This is a genomic window from Nostoc sp. ChiVER01, from assembly GCF_034531155.1.
GTDB lineage: Bacteria > Cyanobacteriota > Cyanobacteriia > Cyanobacteriales > Nostocaceae > Nostoc.
The window spans coordinates 176,933-188,575 of the sequence record NZ_JAVRBS010000004.1 but is presented as its reverse complement, the minus strand read 5'-3'; the positions used below and the strand labels follow the sequence as shown (position 1 = coordinate 188,575).

Annotated in this window: 8 protein-coding genes and 1 pseudogene; 5 read left to right on the top strand and 4 right to left on the bottom strand. The window is 42.9% G+C overall.

The window, feature by feature from the left end:
- The 4 genes and pseudogenes from RMY00_RS07600 to RMY00_RS07585 form a co-directional block, all read right to left on the bottom strand.
- A pseudogene (locus RMY00_RS07600) lies at window positions 1–228 on the bottom strand (hypothetical protein); the annotation flags it as partial.
- 478 nt (window positions 229–706) lie between these two features.
- Window positions 707–2,614, bottom strand: coding sequence for a 1-deoxy-D-xylulose-5-phosphate synthase (gene dxs, locus RMY00_RS07595; RefSeq protein ID WP_322646962.1), 1,908 nt, complete (start codon window positions 2,612–2,614; stop codon window positions 707–709).
- Window positions 2,615–3,329: 715 nt separating this feature from the next.
- Window positions 3,330–3,776 (bottom strand): hypothetical protein, encoded by a 447-nt coding sequence (locus tag RMY00_RS07590; RefSeq protein WP_322646961.1) that lies wholly within the window; start codon window positions 3,774–3,776, stop codon window positions 3,330–3,332.
- Between the two features lie 333 nt (window positions 3,777–4,109).
- Entirely contained in the window at window positions 4,110–5,558 is a 1,449-nt protein-coding gene (locus RMY00_RS07585; RefSeq protein ID WP_322646960.1) for an MFS transporter, read from the bottom strand.
- Between the two features lie 77 nt (window positions 5,559–5,635).
- Between RMY00_RS07585 and RMY00_RS07580 the strand changes: the two genes are divergently transcribed.
- From RMY00_RS07580 to RMY00_RS07560, 5 genes are all read left to right on the top strand, one after another.
- Entirely contained in the window at window positions 5,636–6,154 is a 519-nt protein-coding gene (locus tag RMY00_RS07580) for a phosphoribosyltransferase (RefSeq protein WP_322646959.1), read from the top strand.
- A 670-nt stretch (window positions 6,155–6,824) separates the two neighbouring features.
- Window positions 6,825–8,585, top strand: a complete 1,761-nt coding sequence (locus RMY00_RS07575) for an ATP-binding protein (RefSeq protein WP_322646958.1) — start codon at window positions 6,825–6,827, stop codon at window positions 8,583–8,585.
- 33 nt (window positions 8,586–8,618) lie between these two features.
- Complete coding sequence (locus RMY00_RS07570) at window positions 8,619–10,730, top strand: ATP-binding protein (protein WP_322646957.1); 2,112 nt, start codon at window positions 8,619–8,621, stop codon at window positions 10,728–10,730.
- Window positions 10,702–11,103 carry a response regulator gene (locus tag RMY00_RS07565; RefSeq protein ID WP_322646956.1) on the top strand — a complete coding sequence of 134 codons (402 nt, stop codon included), beginning with the start codon at window positions 10,702–10,704 and terminating at the stop codon, window positions 11,101–11,103. The genes RMY00_RS07570 and RMY00_RS07565 overlap by 29 nt, the downstream gene beginning before the upstream one ends.
- 6 nt (window positions 11,104–11,109) lie before the next feature.
- Window positions 11,110–11,517: a response regulator gene (locus tag RMY00_RS07560; RefSeq protein ID WP_322646955.1), complete on the top strand. Its 408-nt coding sequence runs from the start codon at window positions 11,110–11,112 to the stop codon at window positions 11,515–11,517.
- Window positions 11,518–11,643: the final 126 nt, after the last annotated feature.

Here is an 11,643-nt window from a genome sequence, read left to right as displayed (position 1 = left end):
GTCTTGTCCTCGAACAAAATCAATCACTACATCTTTTTCTTGAGAGTATGCCAAGCCAAAGACATCATTCCCTGCACCACCATACAAGGTATCATCGCCCAAACCACCTTCTAAACGGTCATTTCCACCTAGTCCAGAAAGGGTATCATTACCGTTGAAGCCTTCAATAGTATCATTTCCAAAAGTGCCGACTAAATTATCGTTTCTGTTTGTTCCTTGAATAGCCATAGTTTTACCGTGCTTTTTTGGGTTTAAAATGTGCAGACCGAATTTGACATATCATGTAATATCTATTACATGACTTTTATGAACTCAATAAATAATATTAAATATTAATTATTGAGTTATTCTTCACTCTCAATCAATCTATCGGAATTTGATTTGATTTTTGAAAAAGACCACGACAAAATACGGGGTTAAACTTTACTCATTTAACCCACGACAACTAGAAAGCGATCGCTTGCTACTAACTTGATCCTGCTATTGAATTGATGGTATAATGAACCTAGTAATTAACAAGATTAAGTATACAGATAATAGAAAAATAAAAATAAATTTCAGTAATTATTTAATACTTGATAATTTTCGGTAATTGACTAAAATTTAACCGAACATGATATTACTAATATTAAACTTGCCGTTCACATAAGCAAATCGCCCACACCTGAATAACAAGTGTGGGCGATTTATTATTACAAAGAATTAACTAAACAACAGCAGATACTTGCTGCTTAAAAAAAGCTTGCAATACTCTTTCTGCTATTTGATGGCTAGTTAAACCTAGTTCTGTCTTAGATTCATTGGGTTCAGCATGATCTACTAATATATCTGGAACACCGAATCGCTTGACAGAAACGAGAATATCTGCATCTAGTAAAGCTTCAGCGATCGCACTACCAAAGCCACCCATGACACAGCCTTCTTCTAAGGTGATAACGCGGCCGATTTTCTTAGCTAAAGGTAAAATCAACTCGGTATCCAAAGGCTTAACAAAACGGGCATTAATTACAGTTGCTTCAATGCCATGTTCGCTGAGAATTTCCGCAGCTTGCATTCCTGGATAAACCATTGTGCCATAGCCGACGATTAACACGTCATCACCTGTACGCAGAATTTCGCCTTTGCCGATTTCCAAAGGTTCCCAACCTTCTTCCATCAGGGGGACACCATAGCCATTGCCACGAGGATAACGCATAGCGATCGGGCCACTGGTATGGTTAACGCCAGTTAATACCATGCGTTGCAATTCTGCTTCATCCTTGGGTGCCATTATTGCCATATTGGGAATGCAACGCAGATAAGCGATGTCATACATACCCTGGTGGGTGGGCCCATCAGATCCGACAATTCCTGCCCTATCTAAACAGAAGAATACTGGCAGGTTTTGGATGCAGACATCGTGAATTATCTGGTCATAAGCGCGTTGCAGAAAGGTAGAATAAATGGCAGCTACGGGACGCATCCCTTGAGTTGCAAGTCCTGCTGCTAGGGTGATTGCGTGTTGTTCAGCAATGCCGACATCAATATATTGATTGGGCAGTTTGGCTTGAAGTTTATCTAAACCTGTCCCCGTTGCCATCGCCGCAGTAATCCCAACGATTTTCGGGTTTTGTTCGGCAAGTTTCACCAAAGTGTGAGAAAAGACTTTGGCATAAGCCGGGGGTTTGGGTTTGCTAGAAGGAATGGCTTTGCCAGTTGCTACGTTGAAGGGGCTTTGGGCGTGGTAGCCAACTTGATCGAGTTCGGCAATTTCATAACCTTTGCCTTTGACTGTTGCTACATGTACCAAAACTGGGCCTGGTATTTGATGTGCTTGTTGGAAGGTGGCAATCAATTCTTCAAGATTATGCCCATCGACTGGCCCAATGTAGGTAAAACCGAGTTCTTCAAAAACTGCACCTACCTTGGGAACAGCCAAGCGTTTCATGCCTTCTTTGATGCGTCCGAGTTCGGGAGACAAGGATTCACCCACGAAGGGAATTTGCTTGAATTGTTCTTCAAGATTATCTTTGATAAATTGCACCGGCTGGCTAAGGCGCATTTTGTTCAGATAGCGGGGAATCGCGCCGACGTTACGAGATATAGACATGTCGTTGTCGTTGAGAACAACCAACAGGTTAGTTTTTGGCAAGTGTCCGGCATGGTTAATGGCTTCTAAAGCCATACCCCCAGTTAGCGCCCCATCCCCAATTACAGCAACGGCTTTAAATTTTTCTCCTTTTAAATCTCTTGCTAAAGCCATGCCTAATGCTGCTGAAATACTTGTAGAAGCATGTCCAGCCCCAAAGTGATCAAACTTGTTTTCGCAGAGTTTGAGATAACCTGCAACTCCGTCTTTTTGTCTGAGGGTGTGGAAGCGATCGTAACGTCCTGTAAGCAGTTTGTGGGGATAAGCCTGGTGTCCTACATCCCAAATCACTTTATCCCGATCTAAGTCCAGTGTCTGGTAAAGTCCTAGTGTTAATTCTACAACACCCAACCCTGGCCCCAAGTGTCCACCATTAACTGCTACGGTTTGGAGATGCTTATCTCGAATCTGACGGGCAATCTGTTGCAGTTGGCGAACAGATAAACCGTGCAACTGATTAGGATGGGTGATTTCGCTCAGATGCATATTATAGGGTTTTCCTCTCTAACTTCAGGTTTTCGGTATTTTGATTTTCCCACGGTGGGGTTGTTCACATAATTCAGACTCTTACATTGTTACTAAGTTGTAGCGGAAAGTATAACTTCGTAATTGATAATGTTGAAAAATTTGTTAGCTATTAACAATTTGTCCAAATAAACTTAAAAAATTTAAAACAAAAGCACATTTGTCAATAAGCAATACTACTTAAAAATGGCTTTTGATTCGTATAAAAACAAGTATTATAGCAGCAGTTTGCGGAAACTCGTTAACTAGATCGCTTGCTTTAGCTAAACTCAGTATTTCTTTAGTAAAATAATCTTTCTCAATTAATAATTATAAAAATTATAAAATTTTGTTTTATTTCTAAGATAACTAGCTAATAACATGCCAATTAGAATCCAATACAGTTCAGTTAAGCATTTCTTTCTTCTCTCTGCGTCCTTGGCGTCCTTGGCGGTAGCCTGCGGCAAGCCGTTCGCGTAGCGTCTCGTAGAGAAGCGTCTACGTTAAAAAAATTGAGTTTGACAAAGAGTTTTAGCCTTAACCCAAGCGTATTGAATTAGAATCACATCACAAATATAAATTAATCTGTGCAATAAATTTAGACTTTCTTAAATTATTTGTAAACAGCAAGATTCCCAACTTTTCTCAGAAGTTGGGAATCTAAGCCTTTCGATTTGAACGAAATCAAATAGGATTACTATTTACCAAAAGCATCCTTGATATTATCAACAGTGCGTTCAACAACATTCTTTGTGTTGTCTACTGCTTCTTTAGTCCGAGCCGCATCTTCGTCTGCTCTTCTTTGAATTGTAGCCGCGTCTCTCTTTGCTTTGCGCTCAACAAAACTACCGTTGTCTGTTGCTTGATCAACTTTACTGGCGTTGTTCTTGGCAGCATCTTTAACTTTATTTTTTGTATCTTCGATGAAATTTTTGGCTCGTCCAGCATCTTTACTGGTTTTTTCTTGAACTTTATCGCCTGCGTCTGATGATGCGATCAAGGTTGCGGTAGGAGCAGCCATTGCTGAAGTGTTCGATAAAAATGCACCTTGCCAAACGAAAGCGATCGCTAACATACAAAACAGTGTTGTAGCCATCCAGCGTTTTACGGTAGAAAGCTGTTTTGTAACATAATTCAATTTCATAGAATACAATCTCATGTGACTTAGTATACTATTTCTACTTTATTTAGCTTATTTGCCATATCGTTCCCTAGATATAAATTCTTGCGTCATTAGTAATGAAATGAATTCACTATTTTGATAGATTGAATTTTGAGCATTGCATAATTGAAGTATGCGATCGTGGTGTAGGCAGGGGGGCAGGGAGCAGGGGGCAAGAGGAAAAAGAAAAATATGAAATATGATCTGAGTAAATTAGATAATTTATTTTCAGGAAGTCCCTTAAAGCGATGGCTACGCCCGCCGCAGGCATCGCATGATTCATACTTGGATTCAGCAACGTTGAATTTTAAATTGTCAACCCCTCTTCTCTTGCCGCTCTTTGAGTTTTAGCATAATCTCTGCGTGCATCTCGCGGGTAATTGGGTAAAAATACGTTAAAACTAAGCCACAAAGCAAACAAATTGTAGGTATAGGCCCAACAGCAATGCGAATCGCAAACAGTGCAGATTCAGGTTGGATGGGTAGTGGACTTCCGGCTACAGATTCTTTGAAACCGGCTACTTGCAAAGCATTTCCCACCAAAAATAGCCCGAAAGCTAAACCAAATTTTTGTAGCAAAACCATGAAGCCATAAAAAATACCTTCTCTGCGTTGTCCGGTTTGCAGTTCATCTAATTCAATCACATCTGGAATCATCGACCAGGGAATTAAATATGCTGTGGAGACACCAATACCAGCCATAACAGCCATTACATACATCAAAATTATTTGACCGGGTTTTAAAAAAAATAATCCGGCGGCGGCTATTATCCACAAACTCATTCCCAGAAAATAAACAACTTTTTTTCCAAGTTTTTTACTCAACTCACCCCAGACAAATAGCATCAGCAGGGCAGTTACTTGGACTGCAATCAGCACTGTGGGCACATCTGATTCTTTAAGAGCCATACAATTGACTACAAAATAGGGAATAATGCTGGCTGTAATCTGCACACCTAGCCAAGAAAAAAGATATATACCAATAACAAATAAAAAAGGTCGGTTGCTGAAGACTATTTTTAGCTGTTCGCCGAAGGGGAGAGATGCAGGTTCCTCGACTAGGATGCGTTTAGCCTCAAAAGCCAAGATGCGATCGCGGACTCCAAAAACGCACCAATATAACCCTAAAATCGAAATTACAGTACAAACTGCTGCTAAAACGAGATATGCTTGTTGGCGATCGCTAATTTTGATAAAAATAACTAGCGCTAAAATCAATGATAGAATGCTGCCACCGATAGAAAATGTAAAGCGATAGCTGTTAAGGCTGGTGCGTTCGTCGTAATCTTGAGTTAGTTCTGGAGTCATCGCCGTATAAGGCAAATTCACAACCGTGTAAAACGCTTGAGATAGAATCCCAATCGCTACGTAATACCAGAACAACGGCCAAATATTCTCACTCTGATTTGCACTAAATCGCGGTACAATCCACTGCAAGAAGAATAAAATTCCAAAGGGGATTGCTCCATAAAACATCCAAGGAAGACGACGGCCCCAACGGCGAGATTTCGTTTTATCAGTCAGGAACCCGACAAGCGGATCATTTACCCCATCCCAGATTTTGCCAATCATCAAAATAGTGCCAGCTAAACCCGCAGGGATACCAGCGACATTGGTAAAGAAAATCAGCAGATAAAAGACAGAGATATTTGCAGTAATTGCTGGCCCTAAATCCCCTGCACCGTAAGCCAGCTTGGTTTTAAAATCGAGTTTTTCAGTAAGAGGATTTCGTTGGCTATCACCATCAGTAGTAGAATCATTCATAAAACTTTGCACTCATACTAAAATAAAAAGTCTGCAATCGCCTTCAATACTAGCCATCTACCACTCCCGTTAGACTTATGCCAGACCTTTATGTTTCTTGGTCAGATTATCACCAAAAAATTGAACAACTGGCTATTCAGATTTATGAATCCGGTTGGGAATTTAACCAGATTATCTGTCTTGCCAGAGGAGGACTACGAATCGGAGATATTCTTTCGCGTATATATCAGCAGCCATTGGCAATTTTAGCAACCTCATCTTACAGTGGCGCTGGTAAACAAGAAAGAAATAATTTAATTTTCTCTCGCCACTTAACGATGACTGCCGAAAAGTTAGGTTCCCGCATTCTCTTAGTGGATGATTTGGTAGACTCTGGCATCACACTCCAGCAAACTATACCTTGGCTCCAGCAAAATACTGATTTCCCCATTGAGGAAATTCGCACTGCCGTTCTTTGGTATAAAGCTTGTTCAGTTATAGCACCCAATTATTATGTTGATTATTTGGCTGAAAACCCCTGGATTCATCAACCTTTTGAACACTACGAGCAGATGAATATTGCACAACTCGCGGCTAAAATAAATCAAATGTGTTGATTAATACTAAACAATGTTAATCTCATAGCCAAAAGTATTAGTCACTTTTTAGATATTAGCGTTAGCGTAGCTCGCCGCAGGCATCGCTTCTTTTAGCATTATCAATTACAAGTTATTTTTAATATTGGCTTTCAGCCAAAAACTCCTTGCTGGTATTAGAAGGAACTTCCAAACTCTTCCCTCAGGAAGTCCCAACGGCAAATCATTTTGTCGTAGTCTTTAATTTTGTACGAATAAAAGGAAGTTAAAAAAGCAAGACAGGGGGTATTTATGCTAAAGGGAACAATTAATGGGGGCTTATAACCACAACTGATAGCGTAGGGTTGCGAGTCTGTAAAAGTATTGGAGGCCACCATACCGGAGGTATGGTGGCCTCTACCCAACTAAGTCTTGGGAAAAGGCTTTCCCAAAAACTTTTTCTTTCCCCCTGCTTCCTGCCTTGCCCGGAGAGCTTGGTCAAAATTCAGCAGTAACAATGAAAGGGTTTTATACTACCACCTGATTGTAAAATGCCCTTATTAGGCGAGTGTATAAAACCCTTTTATTCAGAATTCATTCTGAATTCTGAATTTTGATTTTTTCTTGATAAAAATTGAAAAAATATTACGAAACTTGGGTGAATCTAGACAGGAACTGCTGAGGCAATATTTCTTAGAAGCGGAGTAGTGTAATGACGAATGAGGAAGTGGAGCAAACATGTTTAGACGATATTCTCATCACTCAAGAGTTGTCCCGTAGAATACCCAGAACCACCAACCTCAAGGAAGAAAACGATGCACTTCATACCCTGATAGGGCAACTAGTTGAGCAGCCTCAAATTCTGCTCCAAAAGCTTGTAAAAATAATTGCTCAACTGTGTCAAGCAGAATCAGCAGGTGTCAGTTTACTTGAGGTGACTCCGAACGGGGAAGATATTTGTCGCTGGTTCGCACTAGCCGGGATGTTAGAAGCCTATGAACAAACTACCACCCCTTATAACTTTAGTTGCTGCGGCATCTGCCTAGAACGTCAAGCCCCCGTGTTGTATTCCTATCCAGAACGGTATTTCACCTACTTGCAACAGTTTAAGCCAACAATCGTTGAGATATTGGTGGTTCCTTTATTGATTACCAATCAACTACTTGGCACGATTTGGATTGTATCCCACGATGAGCATCGGCAGTTTGATCGAGAAGACTTGCGGCTGATGACAAGCTTCGCAAATTTTACAGCTACCGTTCTTTACAGTAACAACGCCCGTCAAGCAGCCGAAGAATCGGCACGGCGTGAGCAAGCCGCCCGTGCGGTTAGCGAAGCGGCACAAAATGCAGCTGAACAAGCCAATCGTCTCAAAGATGAATTCCTCGCTGTTCTATCTCACGAACTGCGTTCTCCTCTCAACCCGATTTTGGGTTGGACAAAACTTCTGCAAACCCGCAAATTTGACGAAGCAAAGACGGCTTATGCCTTAGCAACCATTGAGCGCAATGCCAAGTTGCAGTCTCAGCTGATGGAAGATTTACTGGATGTTTCCCGCATTCTGCAAAGAAAACTCAGCTTGAAGATCAGTTCTGTTGATCTGTCTGCCGTCGTTGAAGTAGCCCTTGATACTGTGCGTTTAGCAGCTCAAGCCAAGTCAATTCAACTCAAAACGGTATTTGAACCGAATATAGGGCAAGTTTTGGGCGATCCCAGTCGCTTGCAGCAAGTCGTCTGGAATTTGTTATCTAACGCCGTTAAGTTTACAGAGTCCGGGGGTGAGGTGGAAATCCGACTTGAGCGCGTGGGTACACAAGCGCAAATCCAAGTCAGTGACACAGGTAAGGGCATCAATCCAGAATTTCTGCCTCACGTATTTGATTACTTCCGTCAAGCTGATAATACCACAACAAGAAGCTTTGGCGGCTTGGGGCTTGGTTTAGCGATCGCTCGTCAAATCGTTGAACTGCACGGTGGAACAATCCAAGCAGAAAGTGAGGGAGAAGATAAAGGTGCAACCTTTACTGTCTTGTTACCTATCAAGAGCGTCGAGGCTGAAGCCAGTGAAGATAAGGGTTTGGCTGACGATTACCCTAATCTTCAGGGGGTAAATGTGCTACTCGTGGATGATGAAGTTGATACCCGCGAGCTAATAGTTTTCACTCTGCAACAGTATGGTGCTTCTGTGCGTGCCTTCGCCTCAGCATCGCTTGCACTAAAAGCCTTTGCACTTGAGAAACCAAATATTATTTTAAGTGATATTGGGATGCCAGAAATGGATGGCTATATGCTGATTCGGGAAATTCGTTCGCTACCGCCTGAACAAAGGGGAGAGATTCGAGCGATCGCACTGACAGCTTATGCTGGAGAGATTAACCAGTCTAAAATTCTCCAAGCAGGATTTCAAAAACATTTGACTAAGCCAATAGAACCAGCAAAATTAGCGATGGTAATTGCTAGCCTGGTTAAATAATAAATAATTATTTTAAGAAGTCGAGAGTAAGAGTTGGCTACAAATTCTGGTTTTAGAAACCTAAAAGATCAGTTCCTTCCTGAACGCAAAGAAGCTCTACTGGCTCGGATGGCGAACCACATCCGGCAATCGCTGAACCTGCAAGAAATTTTGGATGCAACTGTGGTTGAGTTGCGGGTATTTTTGCAAACCGACCGGACTAAGGTCTACCGCTTTGATCGTGACGGGCATGGACACGTCGTTGCTGAAGCTAGCGCCCCCAACCGCCTACCTTCTTTACTGGGATTACACTATCCATCTGATGACATTCCGCCCCAAGCGCGGGCTTTGTTTGTTAAAGCACGTACCCGCTCCATTGTCAATGTTAGCGAACAACGAATTATCCTGAACTCACTGTCGGTTCCTAAAACAACGGCAACCGGTGACTTGACCGTTGAAGAAGTGCAAGAGCAACCCCTTCAAGATATTTTAAGCCGTCCAGTAGACCCTTGCCATCTGGACTATCTCACCCAGATGGGTGTGCAATCTTCTCTGGTAGTACCAATAATTTATCAACAGGAACTCTGGGGGCTGTTGATCTCTCATCATGCCGAACCCAGAGGAATTTCATCTGAGGATTTGCAGATCGTCCAATTACTCGCTGACCAGGTTTCACTGGCAATCACCCAGGCAAATCTGCTGAGTCAGATGCAGGAAAAACAGCAGCGCGAAGCGATCGTCAATCAGATTGCCACTCTGCTGCACGCGCCTCTGACCCCTGAGCAGATTTTGCATAATGTTTTAGAGCAAGCAGTAAAAGCTTCTGGCAGTTCTGGAGGCAGGTTGTACCTCACTTCCCCAGATGAGGCTTTACCAGCCCATCTTTATACTTACGGAAATCAGCCGACCCCATCCCAACTTGAGCAACCAAACTTACTAGAAAATCATCCCCTTTGGCAAGAGGTAGGGGAAACTCCTGCTCCCATCGACGCTGACTTAACCCAAGAAAATAAACCAGCCGTGCGAGTGGTAATTAATCTTCAACAAGAACCGCGTTTGCACCAACTGATTGAATCCTTCCAGACCACACCGATTCGGGGTTTGATTGTTCAACCGTTGTATTATGGTAAGGAATTTTTAGGGTATCTAACCTTCTTTCGCGACCAAATCGGCACACAAGGTCTTTGGCCAGGCTATGAAGAGACTGATGAGCGCCAACAGCGCCCCCGTCAGTCAATGGCACAATGGCAGGCGCTTAAACAAGATAAAGCTCATGCCTGGAGCATCGAAGAGATGGAACTCATCCAATCTTTGAACATTCACCTATCGCTAGCCGTGCTGCAAAACCGCCTCTATCAGCGCGAACGGCAGCAACGTCTGATAGTTGAGATGCACAACGAAGCTCTTTCTCATGCCCGAGCTGCCGCCGAAGAGGTGAGTCGCCTCAAGAGCAACTTCTTGGCTTCTACCAGCCACGAACTGCGAACCCCTCTGGCCTCAACCTTAAACTATTTAAAGTTGCTTAAAGACCGCCTTTATGAAGACGAAGATGAGTTGCGCGAATATATAGACGGCGCTTACCAATCGACGCAAAATCTTGTCACCATCATTAACGATGTGCTTGACATTGCCAAGATTGAAGACGGGCGCATAGCCTTAGATTTAGAGACAGTTTATCTAGAAAAGCTTTTACAAGAGCAATGTTTCCTCTCAGGCGCCGAAAGCCGCTACAAGGCAATTCCTCTGACACTCCACTGTGAAATCGAGACTGTTTTCGCCGACAAGATCAAAGTCCGTCAGGTGATGACAAACCTGTTGGATAACGCCTTCAAATTCACAGATGAGGGTCAAATCGATGTCCGCGCTGTCGTTGATAGTACTGGGACAATGGCTCAAATATCGGTACACGACACAGGTATCGGCATTGACATGGAAGACTCAGAGCAACTGTTTTCTCCATTTGTGCAAGCTGATGGTTTTGCCCAGCGTGCCTACGGGGGCACCGGCTTAGGGCTGACTATTTGCAAGCGATTGGTGGAACTGATGGGTGGTAAGATATGGCTTGAAAGCCCAGGACTAGGGCAAGGAAGCACGGTAAAGTTTACCTTGCCCTTAAACGAACCAAGTCAGATCAGAGGTGACAGTTTTGAATATCCTACTGGTTGAAGATAACGAACTCCTGGCTAAGGGAACCGCCAAACTAATCGAACGTTTAGGGGGTCATCAGGTGTTTATTGCTGTGGAACCAAAAGAGATATTTCACCTATGCGAAGCTGGGGCAGTAGAACTGGTGATTATGGATATCAATTTGCCGGGAGCTAGGTGGGAAGGACAAAAAGTCGATGGCTCCATGCTGTCGCGCCATTTGAAGCAACAGTGGAAACAAATACCAATTATCTTGGTGACGGCTTACACCATGCCGGCCGAGCAACATCTCCTGTTGTCCCAATCTGGGGCTGACAGTTGCTATACCAAACCCATCACTGACTACGATGGCTTTTTGGATATGATTACTCTACTCGGTCAAAAAAGGAATTGAATCTCCATGTACAAGCTAGCGATTTTGGATGATGACGAACACTGGTGTCGGATCGTCCAACGCTTTCTGAAGCAAGAATATGCTGTGGCAACCTATAAGTCCGTGTCTAGTTTCTTATGGGAGTTAGACGAACTAAACCAGTATGATATATTTCTGGTCGATTTCGTGCTGCCTACGGCTCGGCATGAGCTAAGTACAGATGGTATGGAAATTGTTACTGCTCTCAAGCGCCGCTTGCCTCGTTCTCCTCTGGTCATCCTCGTTACGGCTTTTATGAGCAAGAATGAGTTAGAGGTGCATGGCAAACAAATGTGTCCAGAAGCAGACGGATTTTTTGCCAAGGATGCTGGACTAGAATTATTGGCTCACCAAATTAAGCGGCTGCTCACGCCAGGTACAACTGAGGACAGTTAGGGAAAGTACTTAGGATCTTCTGACTTTCGCTTGCTCTAAATTGAGCTAAAGAGGGTTTGAAGCGATCGCATCACAGTGCATAAATCTAAAATCAACTGGAAATTCTTTTATCCATTGTGTAATATT

Bases quoted from the DNA above. Each gene is read 5' to 3' on its own strand.
- dxs (WP_322646962.1), bottom strand. From the start codon at position 2,614: ATGCATCTGAGCGAAATCACCCATCCTAATCAGTTGCACGGTTTATCT.
- RMY00_RS07590 (WP_322646961.1), bottom strand. From the start codon at position 3,776: ATGAAATTGAATTATGTTACAAAACAGCTTTCTACCGTAAAACGCTGG.
- RMY00_RS07585 (WP_322646960.1), bottom strand. From the start codon at position 5,558: ATGAATGATTCTACTACTGATGGTGATAGCCAACGAAATCCTCTTACT.
- RMY00_RS07580 (WP_322646959.1), top strand. From the start codon at position 5,636: ATGCCAGACCTTTATGTTTCTTGGTCAGATTATCACCAAAAAATTGAA.
- RMY00_RS07575 (WP_322646958.1), top strand. From the start codon at position 6,825: ATGACGAATGAGGAAGTGGAGCAAACATGTTTAGACGATATTCTCATC.
- RMY00_RS07560 (WP_322646955.1), top strand. From the start codon at position 11,110: ATGTACAAGCTAGCGATTTTGGATGATGACGAACACTGGTGTCGGATC.